The sequence below is a fragment of the Halalkalibacter alkalisediminis genome (assembly GCF_028610705.1).
Lineage (GTDB): Bacteria > Bacillota > Bacilli > Bacillales > Bacillaceae_D > Halalkalibacter > Halalkalibacter alkalisediminis.
The window spans coordinates 146,759-166,289 of record NZ_JAQQWT010000006.1; the positions used below are offsets into that span (position 1 = coordinate 146,759).

23 protein-coding genes and 1 other annotated feature are annotated in these 19,531 nt (G+C 40.9%); of the genes, 3 read left to right on the forward strand and 20 right to left on the reverse strand.

The annotated features are described in order from the left end of the window. Positions 1 to 362: 362 nt before the first annotated feature. Positions 363 to 692 carry an ArsR/SmtB family transcription factor gene (locus PQ474_RS11470; protein WP_273843213.1) on the reverse strand — a complete coding sequence of 110 codons (330 nt, stop codon included), beginning with the start codon at positions 690 to 692 and terminating at the stop codon, positions 363 to 365. A gap of 232 nt (positions 693 to 924) precedes the next feature. Here PQ474_RS11470 and PQ474_RS11475 point away from each other — a divergent pair, with 232 nt between their 5' ends. Continuing rightward, positions 925 to 1,704, forward strand: coding sequence for a hypothetical protein (locus tag PQ474_RS11475; protein ID WP_273843217.1), 780 nt, complete (start codon positions 925 to 927; stop codon positions 1,702 to 1,704). A 12-nt stretch (positions 1,705 to 1,716) separates the two neighbouring features. Next, on the forward strand, positions 1,717 to 2,175 hold the full coding sequence (locus tag PQ474_RS11480; RefSeq protein ID WP_273843219.1) for a hypothetical protein: 459 nt from the start codon (positions 1,717 to 1,719) through the stop codon (positions 2,173 to 2,175). A gap of 424 nt (positions 2,176 to 2,599) precedes the next feature. On the opposite strand, the gene arsA is transcribed toward PQ474_RS11480, so the two are convergent. From arsA to PQ474_RS11550, 14 genes are all read right to left on the reverse strand, one after another. Then, positions 2,600 to 4,366 carry an arsenical pump-driving ATPase gene (gene arsA / locus PQ474_RS11485; RefSeq protein WP_273843220.1) on the reverse strand — a complete coding sequence of 589 codons (1,767 nt, stop codon included), beginning with the start codon at positions 4,364 to 4,366 and terminating at the stop codon, positions 2,600 to 2,602. Next, positions 4,363 to 4,719, reverse strand: a complete 357-nt coding sequence (gene arsD / locus PQ474_RS11490; RefSeq protein ID WP_273843222.1) for an arsenite efflux transporter metallochaperone ArsD — start codon at positions 4,717 to 4,719, stop codon at positions 4,363 to 4,365. Before arsD ends, arsA begins: the two co-directional genes overlap by 4 nt. 58 nt (positions 4,720 to 4,777) lie before the next feature. Next, positions 4,778 to 5,197 carry an arsenate reductase (thioredoxin) gene (gene arsC, locus PQ474_RS11495; protein ID WP_273843225.1) on the reverse strand — a complete coding sequence of 140 codons (420 nt, stop codon included), beginning with the start codon at positions 5,195 to 5,197 and terminating at the stop codon, positions 4,778 to 4,780. 27 nt (positions 5,198 to 5,224) lie between these two features. Continuing rightward, positions 5,225 to 6,535, reverse strand: a complete 1,311-nt coding sequence (locus PQ474_RS11500) for an arsenic transporter (protein WP_273843227.1) — start codon at positions 6,533 to 6,535, stop codon at positions 5,225 to 5,227. 23 nt (positions 6,536 to 6,558) lie between these two features. Then, on the reverse strand, positions 6,559 to 6,912 hold the full coding sequence (locus PQ474_RS11505; protein ID WP_273843230.1) for an ArsR/SmtB family transcription factor: 354 nt from the start codon (positions 6,910 to 6,912) through the stop codon (positions 6,559 to 6,561). A 220-nt stretch (positions 6,913 to 7,132) separates the two neighbouring features. Continuing rightward, positions 7,133 to 7,867: an MBL fold metallo-hydrolase gene (locus tag PQ474_RS11510; RefSeq protein WP_273843232.1), complete on the reverse strand. Its 735-nt coding sequence runs from the start codon at positions 7,865 to 7,867 to the stop codon at positions 7,133 to 7,135. A 21-nt stretch (positions 7,868 to 7,888) separates the two neighbouring features. Continuing rightward, positions 7,889 to 8,029, reverse strand: coding sequence for a hypothetical protein (locus PQ474_RS11515; protein ID WP_273843234.1), 141 nt, complete (start codon positions 8,027 to 8,029; stop codon positions 7,889 to 7,891). Between the two features lie 92 nt (positions 8,030 to 8,121). Further along, positions 8,122 to 9,264, reverse strand: a complete 1,143-nt coding sequence (locus PQ474_RS11520; protein WP_273843237.1) for an amidohydrolase — start codon at positions 9,262 to 9,264, stop codon at positions 8,122 to 8,124. 319 nt (positions 9,265 to 9,583) lie between these two features. Further along, a complete protein-coding gene (gene rpmA / locus PQ474_RS11525) occupies positions 9,584 to 9,868 on the reverse strand; it encodes a 50S ribosomal protein L27 (RefSeq protein ID WP_273843239.1) in 285 nt (94 codons plus the stop codon). Positions 9,869 to 9,873: 5 nt separating this feature from the next. Beyond that, complete coding sequence (locus tag PQ474_RS11530) at positions 9,874 to 10,215, reverse strand: ribosomal-processing cysteine protease Prp (protein ID WP_273843241.1); 342 nt, start codon at positions 10,213 to 10,215, stop codon at positions 9,874 to 9,876. Positions 10,216 to 10,219: 4 nt separating this feature from the next. Then, positions 10,220 to 10,528 (reverse strand): 50S ribosomal protein L21, encoded by a 309-nt coding sequence (gene rplU / locus PQ474_RS11535; protein WP_227936724.1) that lies wholly within the window; start codon positions 10,526 to 10,528, stop codon positions 10,220 to 10,222. A 12-nt stretch (positions 10,529 to 10,540) separates the two neighbouring features. Beyond that, positions 10,541 to 10,613, reverse strand: a sequence feature (ribosomal protein L21 leader region). A gap of 62 nt (positions 10,614 to 10,675) precedes the next feature. Continuing rightward, on the reverse strand, positions 10,676 to 12,178 hold the full coding sequence (locus PQ474_RS11540; protein ID WP_273843247.1) for an Rne/Rng family ribonuclease: 1,503 nt from the start codon (positions 12,176 to 12,178) through the stop codon (positions 10,676 to 10,678). A gap of 75 nt (positions 12,179 to 12,253) precedes the next feature. After that, complete coding sequence (locus tag PQ474_RS11545; protein ID WP_273843249.1) at positions 12,254 to 13,099, reverse strand: M50 family metallopeptidase; 846 nt, start codon at positions 13,097 to 13,099, stop codon at positions 12,254 to 12,256. A 15-nt stretch (positions 13,100 to 13,114) separates the two neighbouring features. Then, on the reverse strand, positions 13,115 to 13,903 hold the full coding sequence (locus PQ474_RS11550; protein ID WP_273843250.1) for a M23 family metallopeptidase: 789 nt from the start codon (positions 13,901 to 13,903) through the stop codon (positions 13,115 to 13,117). Between the two features lie 343 nt (positions 13,904 to 14,246). Between PQ474_RS11550 and PQ474_RS11555 the strand changes: the two genes are divergently transcribed. Then, a complete protein-coding gene (locus PQ474_RS11555) occupies positions 14,247 to 15,167 on the forward strand; it encodes an aldo/keto reductase (RefSeq protein WP_273843253.1) in 921 nt (306 codons plus the stop codon). Positions 15,168 to 15,543: 376 nt separating this feature from the next. Here PQ474_RS11555 and PQ474_RS11560 read toward each other — a convergent pair whose 3' ends face one another. The 5 genes from PQ474_RS11560 to mreC form a co-directional block, all read right to left on the reverse strand. Then, positions 15,544 to 16,068: a MogA/MoaB family molybdenum cofactor biosynthesis protein gene (locus PQ474_RS11560; protein ID WP_273843255.1), complete on the reverse strand. Its 525-nt coding sequence runs from the start codon at positions 16,066 to 16,068 to the stop codon at positions 15,544 to 15,546. Between the two features lie 331 nt (positions 16,069 to 16,399). Further along, positions 16,400 to 17,194: a septum site-determining protein MinD gene (minD, locus tag PQ474_RS11565; RefSeq protein ID WP_273843257.1), complete on the reverse strand. Its 795-nt coding sequence runs from the start codon at positions 17,192 to 17,194 to the stop codon at positions 16,400 to 16,402. Between the two features lie 86 nt (positions 17,195 to 17,280). Next, entirely contained in the window at positions 17,281 to 17,964 is a 684-nt protein-coding gene (minC, locus tag PQ474_RS11570; RefSeq protein WP_273843260.1) for a septum site-determining protein MinC, read from the reverse strand. A gap of 166 nt (positions 17,965 to 18,130) precedes the next feature. After that, a complete protein-coding gene (gene mreD, locus PQ474_RS11575; protein WP_273843262.1) occupies positions 18,131 to 18,655 on the reverse strand; it encodes a rod shape-determining protein MreD in 525 nt (174 codons plus the stop codon). Further along, complete coding sequence (gene mreC / locus PQ474_RS11580) at positions 18,652 to 19,527, reverse strand: rod shape-determining protein MreC (RefSeq protein ID WP_273843264.1); 876 nt, start codon at positions 19,525 to 19,527, stop codon at positions 18,652 to 18,654. The genes mreD and mreC overlap by 4 nt, the downstream gene beginning before the upstream one ends. Positions 19,528 to 19,531 lie beyond the last annotated feature (4 nt).

Below are 19,531 nucleotides of genomic sequence, written 5' to 3' on the forward strand. Positions count from 1 at the left end.
TGGTTATTTACATACATAGGACGCTCCTAGTCAAAAAGCTTGTTCATGTGTAATTAAGTTCCTTTAGAGATAGACCATCATTCCATTACCTCTTCTTAGCTTTGAATATCCGTATAAATTTTAACGATTCCTCCAAAAATAGAATATAACTTACTAATTAAGGAGGGCTCTACATTGCTTTCGTCAACTCCTGATATCCTACTAGCCATCACCTTTGCACTTTTTTTCATCGTCTGTATTAGTTTAGCCGTATGGGTCGTTAAACGAAAAAAGAAGTCATGAGTGATTTCTTTAGCCCCTCTACTAGTTAATCATCAAAAAAAGCTGCTAGTAAAGGTTCCTCCTTTACTAGCAGCTCATTTTTATGAACGTGGTCTTAAGACACAACAAAGTTGCTCTGATAAAATGTCATCGATTGTCGCTTCATTTAGTTGATAATAATTCCACTGTCCTCTTTTTTCACGAACAATAAACTTAGCGTCCAATAAGATCTTAAGGTGATAAGATAATTTAGACTGAGGAATGTCAAGAATTTCAGTTAAATCACAGACACAGGTTTGTCCGCGAACACAAAGTTCATTGAGCAAAGTCAAGCGCTTTTCATCTGCTAGCGCTTTGAATTTCTGTTCGTAATATTTTGGGTCGAACATGCTATTTTTACTTTTATTTTCAAATCGTATAGGAATTTGCATAGGTTCCTCCTCCATCAAACTTACTTGGTTTTATTATACTTTAATCTTCCTTTATTTTACAAGTGAATTAACATCAATTTTTTTTGATGAAGAACAAGAGTATCTGTTCTAATTTAGATAGAGTTTTAATGAAATACGGTAGGAAGTAATGGAGATAGCTACTTCGTATTTAAAGGTGAAAATAGTAAATACTACTTAAAAGAATTTCACGACTGACAATGAGGTAATACACGTGAATAATTTCAAACCAACCAATCAGGAACGACGATATAAAGCCTATGTAAGTATTTTCGGAACAACACAATTGCACTTACGTAATCCCTATATTATTGCTTGGTGGTCAGCAGCCTTTCCAGGATTCGGTCATCTTCTTTTATCCAAATACCTTAGGGGCTTCACCCTGTTTATTTGGGAGATACTCATTAATAGCATGACCCATCTGAACCTTTCCATGGTCTATTCTTTTACCGGAAACATCGATATGGCTAAAGAAGTTCTCGATCCAAAATGGTTCTTGCTGTACATCCCTGTCTATTTATTTGCGATTTGGGATAGCTACCGAACGGCTGTTGATATGAATAAAGTGTATGTACTTGCTGAACGAGAAAATGCTGACTTTAACACTTATAGTATAGGGGCTTTGGAAATCAATTATTTAGATAAAAGGAGACCGATAATGGCTGCAATATGGTCACTGTTTACTCCTGGGTTAGGCCAACTTTACGTTCATCGTGTGATTACAGCATTATTTACAACTGCTTGGACGATTGTATTTGTTTATTATTCCAATCTTCTCGTTGCCGTTCAATATCTTTTTTTAGGAGACATCGCTGAAGCAACACAAGTACTTGATCCACAGTGGTTACTGTTCATCCCTTCTCATGTCGGATTTGCTGTTTATGATTCTTATGTAAATACAGTTGAAAATAACAAACTGTTTGAAAGTGAGCAAAGAAAATACCTGAAAACAAACTACCAAAAGTACCGTGTGAAAATGGCCAAGGAAACGTGAGGAATTGGATACATGCAAACTTTTTCAACGTTTGAACACTCTTCTTATTTAGAATTATGCATTACAGCGTTAGAGCAAATAGGAATTGAAAAAGAAGCGATTTTAGCGGTTCCACTTGAAAATCGAGTAGAAGATAGACGCTTGATGGATACACTCCATCGCGCGGATGGGGTAAGTCTATTTGACAAAGGGGCAGCAATCGGGACCGCCTTTTCTGTCATCGGGGCGAGTGTTGGTTTTATACTAGAGTTGTGTCCTATCTATTGGGGTTTAATTGGTGCAGCCACTGGTTTCATTCTCGGCTTTATGATTGATTACATCTTATTTAAAGTGGTCCACAAACGAAAAAGACTTATTCGAGGAAAAAAATCTGAAATCGTTTTAGTTGTAAACTGCACTAAAGATCAAGTAGATAAAGTTGAAAGAATCCTTTGGGAGAACCTTGCTCTTGGGGTGGCAAAACTAGATTAATTTTTTAGAGGGAGATTTTAAGATTGTACATAATAGCTTCAAATCAATAAGGATAGATGTTTAATGAAGAAGTACAAAAATCAAAAATTTTTCTGAGAATCTTACTTGTCCTGACTTAGGTTTTTTGCCTTTTTGGCTAAGGAAACCACCAATGAAAATTTGGTTATTGGTTTATAGTTTAATGCCATTACAAATGGAATCATTGATAAGAAGATTGTTCAAAACAATACAGTTAGGTATATATAATAAGACAAAAAACCAACGAACAGAGAAAGAAGTATAAAATAGATTTACTAAAAACGCTCGGATTTCATCACACATATGAGATCCGGGCGTTTTCGATTGACTATAATATATAGCTAATTGTCATGTTATAACGTTTTCTCTCCAAACTGAACCTGCTTCACTTTTAAAACAGACGTTTTTAGTTTGTTAATTTTTTTAAGTGCTCATACCCAACCAGTCCGGCTGGTTGCCAAGGAATCACAGCCGCTTGACTAGCATGTGCTTCAGAAACAAGCTGAATCCACTTTTGTTCAGATTGTGAGCGTTGCTTTAATATTGGATCTGCTATATTGGTTGCAGAGAAACATTGGTTGATTACCCACCAGATTGGTGTAATGTCTGCTCGCGCTAAATCATCCTGTAGTCGCTTGGCCTCATGAACGGGAGTCGCTTCTGGCAAAGTAACGATGATAACGTCCGTTTCCTCACTGTTTCTCAGTCTTGGTAATAGCTTTGAGACAGACTCTGGAACCTCTCCTGTTGATCGTTCGATCTCCTTATGGTATGACTGCGCTGCATCTAACAACAACAAAGTGTGGCCAGTAGGGGCAGTGTCAATGACAACAAACGAATCACTTGCTTGATCGACGACGTCAGCAAAAGCGCGGAAAACAGCGATTTCTTCCGTACATGGCGAGCTTAAGTCTTCTTTTAAATAGGCTAACCCATTTTCATCTAGTGTATCTGCAGATTTCGCTAACACTTCTTCTGTATAGGCTTCGACTTCTTTTTTCGGATCAATGTGGCTTACCGTTAAACTTCCCTTCGCTTCTGTTCCTTCGAGAACAAATGAGAGATGCTCAGCTGGGTCAGTTGTCGTTAAATGCACAGAATGTCCTTGTTCGGCTAACGCAATCGCAACAGAAGCGGCAACGGTTGTTTTACCGACACCACCTTTGCCCATTGTTAAAATAACTCCGCTTTTTTTAGTGCCAAGTTGATCGGTGACGGCTTTTAAAGTAGGCAGGTCTGTGAATGTTTCTTCTTGATCTACATCTGGATGAAAAGGTTCACCTTTAAAGAAAGCACGTAACGCATCAGAACCTGTCAGTTGATAAGGGACATATGGAAGCTCAAATGTTTTCATCAACTTTACGTCTTCTGGCATGTTCATTAAAGCATGTTGCTGCCTCTCATAAAGAGCTGTAGATATGGGGTCTTCTTGTACATACTGCTCTAAAATTCCATTCAGAAGTAACCATTGATTCGTCAAACCGACTTCTTTTAATTCGTTAGCGGCACGACTCGCTTCCTTTAACGCCGATTCATCCGGTCTAGAAACTAGCACAAGCGTCGTTTCCTCTGCATTAGCTAGTGCGTTAACGGCATCTGTATAAAGAGCCCTTTTTTCAGCCAGGCCAGAAAGAGGTCCTAAGCACGACGCACCGTGGGTACTATCCTCAAGGAAGCTCGACCAAGCGGTAGGAAGCTGTAGCAAACGAAGCGTATGACCCGTTGGTGCTGTATCAAAGATAATATGATCATAGGCAGTGGTTCGCTCAGGGTTCGTTAAAATGGTGGCGAACTCATCAAAGGCGGCAATCTCTACTGTACATGCACCAGAAAGTTGCTCTTCCATTTGTGTCACAACGACTGCTGGAAGCTTGTCTCGGAATGGACCGACTATCTTCTCACGGTAAGCATTAGCCGCTTCTTCTGGATCCAAATTAATGGCAACTAGTCCCGGTATTGCTGTGATCTTTGTCGTTTCATACCCGATCTCTTGATCAAACACATCTTGTAAGTTTGAGGCCGGATCGGTGCTGACAATCAAGACCTTTTTCCCTTCTTCTGCTAGAGCAACTGCAGTCGCACAAGCCGTTGAAGTTTTGCCAACCCCCCCTTTTCCTGTAAAAAATAAGAATGGAGTCACGGTGTCTGAATGTGGTTGAAAACGTGAACTCATAGCAATTCAATTCCTTTGGACTTACTCGGTTGTTTCGTGAGGACGTCCAAAGGCACATTCGCCCACTCCGCTAATTGTTCATTCGTTGGGTATTGTCCTTTTAATTTAATTTTATCATTAACGATAATAACTGGAAGCGCCTCTACTCCCTCTGCATGTAACAGCTGTTGAATTTGCGTTTCATCAACAAATGCTTTCGGATCAGTTGCTAAATTAAAGCGAGCAATATCAATCGTTTCTTTTTCTAACATAAAAATGGCTGTTGCCACTCTTGTTAACTCCGGATCCACACTTGGTCCACAAACTCCTGTATCGCAACACATGGCGGGATCATAGATTCTAATTTTCGTCATCATGAAAGCCTCCTTATGGATATGGAAAAACGGGGACTAGCCCCGTAATCGAATGTTCTTATTTCCCTGTTTCAGCAAACGTGTGAATGCGTTCACCGATCTCATCACGAACACGTTGGAAGAACGCCCATTTCTCTTCTTCTGTTCCTTCTGCTTTTGCTGGGTCATCAAAGCCCCAATGTTCACGTTCTTTGTTCGGTGGTGTTGCTGGACAAACGTCATTAGCATGGCCGCAAAGTGTAACCACTAAATCTGCTTTTTTCAAAATTTCAGGGTCAATCGTATCCGATGTTTGGTTTGAGATATCGACCCCAACTTCAGCCATTGCTTTTACGGCATTTGGATTCACACCGTGTGCTTCAATTCCTGCAGAATAAACATCGTACTTATCACCAAGGTGCTTCTTTCCCCAGCCTTCTGCCATTTGGCTACGGCAAGAGTTTCCTGTACATAAGAAATAAATAATTGGTTTTGACATGATAATTGCTCCTTTTATATGTTTTTATTAGAGAATAATGACTAACCAGAGATAGAGTCCAACAAGTGTGATGAATAACGTTGGAATTGTTAAAATAATACCGACCTTAAAGTAATAGCCCCATGAAATCTTCATCCCCTTTTGAGCGAGGACGTGTAACCAGAGCAAGGTAGCTAATGAACCAATTGGTGTAATCTTTGGACCTAAATCCGAACCAATCACATTGGCATAGATTAAGGCTTCCCTCATCGCTCCCGTCGTAGCCGTTTCGGAGATGGCTAATGCATTAATCATAACGGTTGGCATGTTGTTCATGATGGATGATAGAATCGCTGCAATGAAGCCCATTGAAATGGTTCCAACGAATAAACCTTGGTTCGCTGCTCCTTCAATAACAGTTGCGAGCATATCCGTTAACCCGACATTACGAAGGCCATAAACGACAACATACATCCCGATAGAAAAGACGACTATCGCCCATGGAGCGTCTCTGATGATCCCTGCAGAACTTAGTTGTTTGTTCTTTGCACTGACCGAACGAAAGATGAAATAAAAGACAACCGCAATCGGCATCGCCACAAACGATACAGGTATATGAATAAACTCACTGACAAAGTATCCGATTAGGAGTACGGCTAAAATATACCACGACAACTTAAACAACTTTGGATCTTTGATTGCTTCAACTGGTTGTTTTAATTGACCCATATCATAGTTTTTTGGAATGTCTTTGCGGAAATACAAATATAAAACAAGGATGCTTGCTCCTAGTGCAAAGAAGTTAGGAACAATCATTCGCGATGCGTACTCGACAAACCCAATTCCGAAGAAATCAGCCGACACAATGTTGACTAAATTACTAACAAGTAAAGGCAATGATGTCGTATCAGCAATAAATCCACTTGCCATAATGAACGGAAGAACCATAGCTTCTTTAAAGCGAAGCGCGCGCACCATTGCTAAAACAATGGGGGTTAAAATAAGAGCGGCACCATCATTGGCAAATAAGGCTGCAACGATCGCTCCAAGGACCGATACATAAAGGAACATCTTAACCCCGTTTCCCTTTGCGAACCTAGCCATATGCAAGGCCGACCATTCAAAAAATCCAATCTCATCTAAAATTAAAGAGATAATAATAATAGCTACAAATGTTAACGTCGCATTCCATACAATTCCTGTTACGGTCACCACATCACCAAAATCAACCACACCGACGGCTAGAGCTAGCACTGCCCCAATCGACGCTGACCAGCCTATTGATAAGCCTCTAGGTTGCCAAATGACAAGGACGAGCGTAAAAAGGAAAATGAGAGATGCCAATATAACTTGAGACAAATCCTCCACTCCTATTCTCTTAATTAATCACAACATGAAACCCGGAGTCCACGTTGCTCCAAGTCCTTTAATTTCTCTTTCTGACTTGGAATATGTTGAAGTAAGCTTTCTATGAGCACGTATGTCTCATGGGTCTTGTTAACACGATAGAAGATCCATTGACCCTTTCTTTTTTCTTCCACGAGGCCCACATCTCGTAGCTTTCGTAAATGTTGACTGACAGAAGGCTGACTCATTTGAAAAAGTTCAACAAATTCACAGACACAGCATTCGTCTTCAGACAGCATCGCCATCATCGCCAGTCGAGTTTTATCCCCCAACAGCTTTAATACTTTAGCCGCTGCAGCAATTTCAATTGAAGACATCGTTTTGCTCATATTTTGTCAGCCCTTTCTTTAATCTGGTTTTATTATATAAGTATATACTTATATATACAAATACTTTTTTTCTAATCCTTCTATCATTATTAATGCACAAAAGCTACGAGCTTAGTCGTAGCACGATTTCTAGCGGTTTGTTAAGAATTTGTAAATAAGGAGAGGTGATGAGAGGAAGAGGCTTCTCCCTAATGGTTTGAAGTGAGGATAAACGTGTAGACTATAATCTGATTTGTAGTCCGGAGCGTGCAAGGGTGACTTCTCCAAAAAAGTGCTTGGCCACTTCTTGACGTAATTGCTCATGATCCCCCTTATGTGGAAGATGGCTTAAAATGAGCTTAGTTGGTTGCGCTTGTTTAGCCAATTGACCAACTGCCTCGCTCGTCATATGGCCATACTGAGCGATCTGCTCCCCTTCATAACCACTGCATTCGGCAATGAGGAGATCTGCTCCTTTTGAAAAAGTGGCTAATTCCGGAAAAAAACTAGAGTCAGCTGTGTAAACGATCGTTTTCCCTCTGCTTTCGATTCTCATCGCATAGCAGGGTACAGGGTGAGTGGTTTTCTTAAATATAAAAGTAAAAGGACCTATCTTTAACGGTGAATGCTCTTGATATGCTTGTGATTTAACGACATTTTGATAGCTTAGCTTACTAAAACCCGCTTGATCATCCTGATGACCATAAATCGTTGCTTCCTTCATCTCGACTCCCATCCCCTTATTGACAATGCGTGCATATTGATAAGGGCCGATATCTGCTTGATGGTCGTGATGATAATGAGAAAGAACGATCCCATCAAGGTCCGTCACGGCACAGTAAGATTGCACATTGGATAACACACCACTCCCACAATCAAGTAACAACTTCACTTCATCTTCCTCTAACAAAAACCCAGAAGTGGCTTCACCTTTTTCAGGGTAACCATGCCAATATCCAACGACCGTTAGTTTCATTCTTCTCACTCTCCTACCTACTTATTTTTCTTTTGCTTGGATTCGCTCACGCTCTGTTAGAATCGCTAATTCTGTCATTAATTTTTTTTGTTCATGCTCGTTATTAGCATCAGCGGCGCACTCTTGCAAGCGCTTTAACTTTTCGCGTTCTATTTTACTCACGAGTAACTTCCTTTCTATTTCCGTCCATTAAGAGGATCATACGCCTTCTAATTTTATTCCATTTAAGAAGACGCAAAACGACCCTCTATCCCTTATTCAGTATAAACACTTTTCCCATTTATAAACGTATGTTCAACCGTGGCTGTCGAAGAAAATGGATGATCACTCCAAATGACGAGATCGGCATCCTTTCCTTGAGAGAGAGACCCCACTTGCTCTTCGATGCCTAAATGTTCAGCTGCTCGAATCGTAATGGCCTTAAAGGCTGCATCTTCTGATAAACCAAACTTGACTGCTGTTATGGCGGATGTAATGAGATGGTCAATCGTTACGACTGGATGATCGGTTGTAATGGAGAACGGAATTCCATGCTTTTCTAGCTCCACAAGCGTATGCCATCCTTTATTATTTAGTTCTTGCTTCGTGCGCGACGTCATCGTTGGTCCGACTGAAACGCGTACATCATGCTTAGCTATAAAGGCTGTGATGAGGTGTCCTTCTGTACAATGCTCAATCGTTGCCTCGATATCAAATTCTTTGATAAGCCTTAGAAGTGTAGCAATGTCATCCGCACGGTGGGCATGTGCACGTAATGGAATTTCTTTATTTAATACTTTAACTAATTGCTCCATTCCTAAATCACGCGTTTTCACAACACCCGCTTCTAAGCTCTTTTTGTAGTCTTGTGCTTTCATGAATTGTTGACGAAACAAAGCGGCTACACCCATTCGTGTGACCGGCAGCTTTCCTTTTCCCCCATGAACACGTTTAGGATTTTCACCAAAAGCCGCTTTCATTCCTGATGGTGATTTGACGATCATCTCATCAACAACCGTTCCACTTGTTTTGACGATCGACATTTCTCCTCCAATCACATTCGCACTTCCTGGCATGATTTGTACTGTTGTCACACCAGCCATTCGTGCATCTTCAAAGCCACGATCAAACGGATTAATCCCATCAATCGCTCGAATGTAAGGAGTCGCTGCATCCGTCGTCTCATTGAAGTCATGACCAGCTTGACCAAGTCCTTCCGAGAAAACACCTAAATGCGTATGTACATCAATTAACCCTGGAGTCACATATTTTCCTGTCACATCAACGATTTTTGCATCAGATGGGATCACAATATCTTTTCCAATATTCACGATCTTGCCTTCATTGATCAACACCTTGCCTGCCTCGATCTTTTCCCCTGTCCCAGTCATCACCGTTCCATTTACAAAAGCTTTCATTTGATTGATCACCTCTACGCTTTTATTTCGTAAAACGAATTAACTAGTTAACTATACTATGAATCATCAAAATTGGGTAGTAGCTAAGAGGAAGTTGAAAGGCGTGTTTAACTTTTATTAGCGACTTCTGACAAACAATCGCGACTTTTCAATTATATTCGCGACTCCATTTTTATTCGCGAGTTGAGCTCTTTTAGTCGTCACTTTCTCTCAGCTATTTGCGACTTGACTGGCGTTACTAGCAACTTGGCATCTTCTCGCATAAAAAACAAACAAAAAAGCCCTTCAACAGCTTTCGCTGCTAAAGAGCTCTCATAAATTATTGAGCTGCAGGGTATACGCTCACTTGTTTGCGATCACGACCAACACGCTCGTATTTCACAACGCCGTCTACTTTCGCAAATAGTGTATCGTCTCCACCTTTACCTACGTTCACACCAGGATATACGCGTGTTCCGCGTTGGCGTACTAAGATTGATCCACCTGTTACAGTTTGACCGTCAGCACGTTTAGCGCCTAGACGCTTAGACTGAGAGTCACGACCGTTCTTTGTACTACCTACCCCTTTTTTCGATGCGAAAAATTGAAGGTTCATTTTTAACATGGAATTCACCTCCCGATTATATCGTTGACTTGAATATAACTGCTGTATTCTTCAGCGATCGACTGGAGGGATACTAACATCCCTTCAAGAAGAAGTTGGACTTTCTCAAATGTTACATCATCCAAACCGTTTGGAACATAACAGCGGAGAAAGCCACCATCTTCTTCCATCTCTATATCAAGCTCTACACCACAAACTGTAGCGATCGCATTGACAGAGCCAAAAGAAACAGCTGAAGCCCCAGCACAAACGAGATCATGACCATGCGGACCAGAGTCAGCATGTCCACTCATCGTAAAAGAGACAATGTTCTTTTTGTCGTTACGTGAAATCTCAACCGTAATCATCCGATTAGCCGTTAATCTTTTCGATTACCACTTTCGTGTAAGGTTGACGATGACCTTGCTTACGACGGTAGTTCTTTTTAGCTTTCATTTTCCAAACGATGATTTTCTTTTGACGACCGTGTTTTTCAACTTTCGCCGTTACAGTAGCGCCTTCTACGAAAGGAGCACCAACTTTAACATCATCGCCACCTACGAATAAAACGTTATCGAAGCTAACTGTTTCACCAGCTTCTGCGTCTAATTTTTCGATGTAGATTTCTTGGCCTTCTTGAACCTTGATTTGCTTACCACCAGTTTCAATAATTGCGTACATACTTGCACCTCCTCATATACTCAGACTCGCCATCCTAGGTAGACAAATGTCGTTTAAAACCTGTTCTGTGCGGTTATAGTTGTTTGGGTGCGACCAAATAACTAACAAGCGAAATTGTATCATATTTTCTTAGATACTGTCAATCAACTATTTTGCTTTTAATCGTTCTAGCTGCGCGGTTGCTTCGGCCATTTCACCAAGATAACGAATCGCGAAACTCTCTTCGGTTAATTTTTTATTCGGATACACTAAAATTCGAAAGCCAAGTGCTTCCTCTAACCGCTTTAAGTGCTCACTTTTCGCCCCAAATAAAACAGTCGCGACAGAAGGAGGTAGCTCAAGGACAAGCGCTTCTTCCGCCATTCCCCTATGCTCCCAAAGCTGTCTCTCAATTTTAAAAGCCTGTGCCTCATCTGATAGCACCGCTCCCTTGCCCTGACACGTTGGACATGTTTTAGACAAGCTCGCCTGTAGGTTTTGCCGAACTTTCTTCCGTGTCATTTCAAGCAAGCCAAGACCAGTAATACCAAGTACATTTGTTTTCGTTCGATCGTTTTTCAGCGCTTTTTCAAACACAGATACTACATGTTCGCGGTCTTGTTCTCGCTTCATATCAATAAAGTCAATGATAATAATGCCAGAAATATCACGTAAGCGCAGTTGCTTCGCAATCTCCTTAGCTGCCTCACTATTCGTTTTCCGCACCGTATCATGTAAATCGGTTTTTCCTGTGAACTTCCCGGTATTCACATCAATAACCGTTAGCGCCTCCGTTTGGTCAATCATTAAATAAGCCCCGTTCTTCAACCAAACTTGACGCCTTAGGGCACGCTCAAGCTCTTTTTCTATCCCATAAGCCGAAAAGATATTTTCTTTTTCTCGATACAGAGTGAGCGCAGCTTGAAGCTTTGGAAACGGTTCTAACAGCTCTTTTAGTATCTTATATGCCTCATGTTGGTCAACAACCACCTCATCAATGTCCGTATAGGAGAAATCGCGTACAATGCGTTCAATTAATCCTGTATCTTGATGAATGAGCGCGGGTGCTTTTTGGCTTTTTTCATCCTTCCAAATTTCCTGCCAGCATTTTCGTAAAAATTGTAACTCTTGTTCAATCATTTCAGGAGCTTGTCCTTCACAGGAAGTACGAATGATCACACCTTCCTTCGCGTGAACGATCTCTTCACCTATTTGACGCCAGTGCTCACGCTCGCTCTCGGTTGAAAAGCGGCGTGACACTCCGACGTAATTTCCTTCAGGCATGTAAACCAAAAATTGTCCCGGAAACGAGATCACCCCTGACAATCTAGGTCCTTTAGTACCAAATCCTTCTTTTGTCACTTGAACAAGCAATTCTTCCCCTTGCCGAACAAATTCAGAAATGCTACGCTGCTTTTTCTGTTCTTCCTCTTCTTCAGAAAGATGAAAAGACAACAGGTCATCTCGATATAAGAAGCCATTTTTGTCCCTTCCAATATCGACAAATGCGGCCTGCATTCCTGGTAATACATTCACGACACGTCCACGGTAGACGTTGCTCACGATTCGATTTTCAATCGTTCGCTCCACCATCAATTCAACAACCCGGTTGTTTTCCACAACAGCCGCTCGTCTTTCCCTTGTCGCCATATTAAAAATGATTTTCTTCACAGAGAAAAGCCCCTTTTACAAATATCTTTTCTCTATTGTAACAGTTTACATAGCAAAAGTCGTTTTCAGAATGGCTTAAAGTCGTCCCGAGAAAAAATAGGAAAGAGGAAGATGTGGTTTTTTCTTTGTAAAAAGGAGCTGCAACATTTCTTTTTCTTCAATTGTCAAAGACTTGCCTGATTGCAATTGAAACACTTTGAACATATGAGAGTGTCCTCGCTTAATTTGTTTCATTGCTTCCCTTAGTAGCATGGAATCTCGTACCGAGATCGTTTCTTGCAATTGATTCTCGTAAGTGGTGGATTGCCGCGCCATCAAAAAACGCATAAAGCGGTAATATCTTTGTTTCCACTCCAAATAATTCGTTAGCAGCAAAAAGGTGATAATCACCCATAGATTTAAATGATATGGAAACCAAATCATACTTACTACAATCATCATGGCTAAAACAGTCGCTGAAGACCAACGCGAATACGTCAACGCCTGAACGTACGGAAAGCGGTACGTACACCATAATTGCACAAGCCTCCCCCCATCAAGAGGTAAAACAGGAATAAGGTTAAAGCATAAAATCATGATATTATGCCAAATAAAAAGATGATGATCCGTGCTAGTCCAAAATGAAAAATGAACGAGAGCATAAGACAGGAGCATCATCCATATATGTTGAAGTGGTCCAGCTAATATAACAATTAATTCTTCATGAAACGGGCGATTGCCGACATCCTCCACTTCAGCTACACCACCAAAAGGGAGCAATTCAATTTTATGAATACGCCATTTAAACCAATGCGCAGCAACCGCATGACCCATTTCGTGAATAAAAACAATCGTAAAAATCATTAATACTTCTCGGAAATAACCTGTAAAGACACCTATGCCGACAACAAACCAGAACAACGGATTAATCTTAATCTTCAATAAAAGATCTTTCATCTAATCAAACGTTAAAACATCGCTTGGATTAATATAATGATCATCTTTCTTTAAGGCAAAATAGAAAATTCCTTTTTCCGCTTCTGTGTTTGTCGTTACGGTGCCAATCAAATTTCCTGCTTGAATGTGATCATACATATTGACTTCAATTTTATCGAGCATGCCATAGACAGCTTCCGTCCCATCATAATGCTCGACCGTAACCGTCTTTCCTAGGCTTTGATCCTCGTCTCTCCCAACGGACTTCACGTGGCCGCCTTTTACAGCTTCTACTTCAGCATTCATCCCTGTTTCAACAAGAATGCCTCTACCATCTTGCTCGAAATCCTGACTAATCGTTCCTAATACAGGAAGAGCATAGGCTAGTTCCACCTGCCCATTCGGATCTCCTTGAGCAACATCTTGATTCATAGGTAAAAGCGCTAATGGTCGACCGAATTGATTCTCATACCAATCGGCAATCGCTGCAAATTGCAACTCCTGCTCATATGTTTGTCTGACTAAATTTTTAGCACCCTCAGCTTGAGGAACTTGCGACTGAAATAAAATCGCTGTCATTAAAAACAAACAAACCGCCACCATTGCTCGAAAAAGAAAAAAGTCACTCGCTTTCTCAGGTCGTATCCCTTTATTAGAATCCGGTGGTACGTAAAAATCCGGTTCCTCCCTCGCCTCATCGTGTCGATTCATCAACATTGGAACCGTACGTTCCCGTTGTTTCACATTCTGATTAATTTGACGCCTTCTCGTTTCTAACTTCCGCCGGACTTTATTCAAATCTTTGGACATACGCTTCCCCATCCTTTTCGACAGCCTGTATACTTAAACATATGACTTGTCCGTGTGCAATATGATAGAGTTGAAGGAAAAAGGTTTGGCTTGTACCTTTTCCTTCCACTCTATGCACTGAGCGGAGCCGTTGCTCGGTTTTAAGCCTTTTAGGAGCGGGGTTCTCCTAAAAGGCGCGCAGAGTGCGGAGCCAGTGCCGGCACTGACTCACAGGAAAAAGGTTTAGTTTGTACCTTTTTCCTTCAACTCTTCTTTATAGGCTACACTAAACTTAGGACATACATTGATTCCGCCCACTATATAGCGGAAAAACAAATTCATAGGACTTGGGAGGTTGTTGTTTGTGAATAAACGTCAGCTCGGAAAATCTGATTTATACGTGAGTGAAATCGGTCTTGGGTGCATGAGCATTGGTACCGATGTTCGTGAAGCTCAAAAGACAATCGAAGCGGCCTTAGATAGTGGAATTAATTATCTCGATACCGCCGATTTATACAATGAAGGTTTTAACGAAGAAATCATCGGCAACGTTCTAAAAGGCAAGCGCCATGACGTAATTCTTGCAACAAAAGCGGGAAATCGTTTCGAAAAAGGAAAAGACGGTTGGACATGGGATCCATCGAAAAAACATATTCAAACAGCGGTAAAAGATAGTTTGAAGCGACTTCAAACCGATTATATCGACTTGTATCAATTGCACGGGGGCACAACGGAAGACAACATTGATGAAACGATTGAAGCTTTCGAGGAATTAAAGCAAGAAGGGCTTATTCGCTACTACGGTATTTCTTCCATTCGACCAAATGTCATCAGAGAATATGTGAAACGCTCGTCGATCATCAGTATCATGATGCAATACAGTTTATTAGACCGTCGACCGGAAGAATTATTCCCTTTACTCGAAGAACATCAAGTCAGTATCGTAGCTAGAGGTCCGGTTGCCAAAGGCATTCTCACAGACCGCCCTTTCAGCCAAATGTCTGATTCGATTCAATTAAAAGGGTATCTTACTTATTCATACGAAGAACTACAATCCCTGCGTTCAGCTTTTGAAAAAGAGCTATTACAAGGCCGTCCTATGCAAGCTGTAGCCCTCCAGTACTGCCTCTCGTCTCCTGTAGTCGCTTCCGTTGTCGCAGGAGCAAGTAGTCCCGCGCAAGTACGCGACAACGTAAAAGCGCTCGAGACAGTGAATTTGACATCAGCTGAGCTCGACTGGATGAAAGCTCAGACGAAAATGGATTTGTATGAGCAACATAGGTAAATGGCCATTTTGACCTGTGGGGTTGGCAGAGAAAAGCAACACGATGGTGCGCTTGAATCATAAGCGGACATAGGTTCCACTATCGGAGGGGAAAAAAGCTATTATTGTCTTATTTTTAAGGAAATACCGGAACCAGTGTCCACAACACCTTCAAAATCAAGCTTTTCATGCCAAATAAGGGTGTCTGCGTACGCTCAGAACTTTCCCTTTTACCAAACATCAACTTTGCCACGCACTTAAAAGCGCATTGAAGTTCAATGCGCTTTTTGCTGTGTATATGTGATATGTGCTCCACTCTCCACTCATCTATCTATCCTACATAAAAAAATGGTAGTGGTCACCTGAAAGGTTTGCCCGCTAATTAAAAATCCCTCGTTTAAATCCTCACTTTATCCATAAGGATTTCCTTCATCACATGACCAAGTTCAGGAAGAATGATTCGTTTCATCGCTAGGTTAACAGCACCTGTTGCTCCTGGCATCGAGAAGATCGCCTTGCCATCACGGACGCCCGCGATAGCGCGACTGAGGATCGCAGCCGTTCCAATTTCTTCGGTGAAGCTTAAATGACGGAACAGTTCGCCAAACCCTGGCATTTCTTTATCTAAACTATCTCTAACGGCTTCATGTGTAGTATCGTGAAGCGCAATTCCGGTTCCACCTGTAATCAAGATGGCATCGACATCTGCACGGATCGCAGCAATTTTGATCCAATGCTGAATCAGACTGTATTCGGCATTGATAATTTGGTATTCAGATACACAATGACCTTTTTCCTCTAACATAGAACGGATGAGTGCTCCACTTTTGTCATCTTCATATGAGCAAGAATCGGTTACCGTTAAAATCATACAACGAATGCTCTTTGTCACCTGTTCACAGTGTTCTTCCATCATTGTCATTTATTTATAGCCTCCTCTAAAAGTAAGTGTTCAAAAAAGGATTAAACACGCGGTTTAACGACTCATTTTTTGAACATTCTTTCTTCCTCATTCCTTCAATTATAGTAACATAGCCTATTGGTTCTGTTACCTAATGTTGTCAAATAATTGGCACGATGGTCAGAAAGTGACAGATAGGAAGGGTTTTCAAACTGATCACGTTTAATGAAAGGTCAGACATGATAATCCATGATAATGCCTGAATATGGACATTGCGAGATAAGTTAACAAAGGGAACCGTTTGTCCAATAAAAAAGAGTAGAGGATCACATCCCCTACTCAATCATTTTTATTAACGAACACTAAAAAATGATTTTAATTTCGCAAACATCCCTTTTTGCTCGTCTAAGGACATAAGCGGAACGGTTTCCCCTAAAATTCTTCTAGCGATATTTCGGTAGGCAATCGACGCTTTGCTTGTTGTGTGAAGGGCAATTGGCTCCCCTTTATTGGAGTGTTTAATAACCTCTTCATCATCAACGACGATTCCGATTAGATCAATAGCGAGAATCGATGCAATTTCATCCACATCGAGCATATCTCCATTTTTCATCATGTGACCACGGATCCGGTTAACGACGAGTTTCGGAGATTCTACATCTTCTTGCTCTAATAAGCCGATAATACGGTCTGCATCACGAACAGCTGATACTTCAGGAGTCGTTACGACGATCGCACGATCTGCTCCTGCGACTGCGTTTTTGAAGCCTTGTTCAATTCCTGCAGGGCAGTCAATGATCACATAGTCATACTCTTGCTTCAGCTCTTCAATCACCGTTTTCATTTGTTCTGGCTGAACAGCCGATTTGTCTTTTGTTTGCGCAGCGGGCAGTAAGTATAAGCAATCGAAACGCTTATCCTTAATCAAAGCTTGTTTCAACTTACAACGGCCCTCTGTCACATCAACGAGGTCATAAATAATTCGATTTTCAAGACCCATGACAACATCAAGATTGCGGAGCCCGATGTCTGTATCCACTAAGCAAATTTTCTTCCCCGAAAGCGCAAGGGCTGTGCCGATATTAGCAGACGTCGTTGTTTTTCCGACGCCACCCTTTCCACTTGTAATGACGATTGCCTCTCCCACGTTGATGACCCCTTTCTAAAGTTCTTTCATAAATTCATCCTTTATAAAACTCTATCTTAAAAAAAGAGCTAAAAGCTGAAACTCTCTTAAGCCAGCAACTGTTTTTCATTTTTTGATAGTTCTGGATGGGATTGTACAAGTTGCTGTACTCTTCCTATTTGAAATGATTGCAGTTCGTCTAAAAACACACTGGACATCATCTTTTCATGATCCTTCTCTTTTTCAAAATGCATGATTTCATCTGCAATTCTTAATTGAGAAGGAGCTAGAACTGATGCAGAAATAACGGCATTTGAATCACCTTCAAATCCTGCATGAGCAATGCCACGCAAGGCTCCCAACACATAGATGTTTCCCGTCGCCATCAGCGTTCCCCCAGGATTTACATCGCCAATTAATAGCACATCACCCACGACTTTTAACACTTGTCCAGAACGAATGATTCGCATTAACGTCACGGTTTGAGATTCTTGACGGAGTTTTTCTGATTCTTCTTTTGATAGAACACGAGATTCAAAATGTTCAACTGCGAGGTTGCGTCCATTTGTAATAATATTCTCAAGTTCTTCTTGTTGATGATCTTGAAGATACCGATAGCCTGTATCGACTTTGACTAACACATCAGGACCTTCAGCTTGTTGATAATGCTTGGACGAAAGCTTTTCGATTAATTCATCAACTAGACTCTCATAAGAACAGGAGTCGTCTAGTTGAAAAATCAATCCTTCTTTCGTTCCTTTTATCGTAACATTTTGCTTTTTTTGAACCATAGTTATGTCCACCTCAGCCTCACACATCTTCGTCACTCGTCAAAATTCTATTGCTGCTACCCGAGTAAATCGAAAAACAGTGATGATACGTTTATTCAACACAATACTACTCAAACCCTTCTTATAAAGAAGAAAAAGAAAAAATCATTTACTATTTTGTCGTTTTTTATCTTTCACGTAAGCTCGCTTGATTGCTTACATGGGAGATTAATTTTTTCACAGGGTAGTAAATAATAACCGCAAAGCAAAAATTTAAAACCAATCCCGGTAAAAAACGCTCGTAAAAGAAAAAGTTTGCTGGTAAATCAGTCATACCGATTAATTTATATAAACCGAATTGATAATAGTCAAAGAAAGCAACCGCTGCTAACATCAGAATTAAATGAAACAGTAATGAATCCTGAATCTGCTTATATGTATAGGCAAATACATAGCCAATAAATCCAAAGCCAAACAAATAGACACCAAGTAATTGTGTATAAACTATGTCATAAATAAGTCCAAAGGCTAGCCCGTAGATAATGCTGCTAAAGCGTCCAAAATGAATGCCAATGAAGACGATCATCACGACGACAAACCGCGGAACAAGCGTGACATCTATTTCATTTTGAGGCGGTGTCACCAACTGAAAAATCGTTCCTTCTATCACAAGCAAAATAAACACAAGTGTTGGGATATAGAAACGACTCACGATGGTTCCTCCTCAAGTAATTCTGGGGCTAGCGTTGTACTCGTTCGTTCAATAATATACACATAATCTAAAGCAAAAAAGTCAGCGGTTGGTCGGATATAAGCGTTTTGCGTTAATCCATATTCATCTGGCTCTACTCGTACGATTTCTCCGATAAGCAAACCACTTGGGTAAACGCCACCTTTTCCAGAAGTAACAACCATTTGATCTTCTTCAAGCTCCGCATCTAAATCAATTTTTCTCATAATCAATAATCCTGTATCCTCATCATAGCCTTCAATAAACCCATATTCAGGCTGATCCATTGAAATCATTGCAGACACCCGGTTCGTTCGGTCGTTATCAGACAACAACTGAATGCGAGAAGAGAATTCACTAACCGTCTTCACCTTCCCAATTAGACCACCTTTTGAATCAATGACGCCCATATTCGGTTGAATGCCATGCTCCGATCCACGGTTTAAACCGATGTATTCTGTCCAACGGTCAGGACTTCTATGGATCACGACAGCTGATCTCATTAAGTAATCATTTAAACTCTCGTCTAGTTCAATCATGTCTCTTAACGTATTGTTCTCATTTCGAAGCAAGTTGCGTTCTACAGAAATTTGAGCATATTCATCAAGTCGTGCTTTTAATAACCTATTTTCCTCGTAGATGTGTTGGATATCCCGAACATTTTCAAAGAAACCCGCAATGGCGTATGCGGGTTTCGTAAAAATGGTTTGCACCCATCCAACAGCGTCCCTGATCACTTGTTCTGGTCCTGTTATTTGTTCACGGTCTGTTCGTGAGTAACCGATTAACGCAACCAGAATGATGATACTGACGAGAAGAATAATTAATTTTTTGTTAGAAAAGAAGGACGGCATGCCT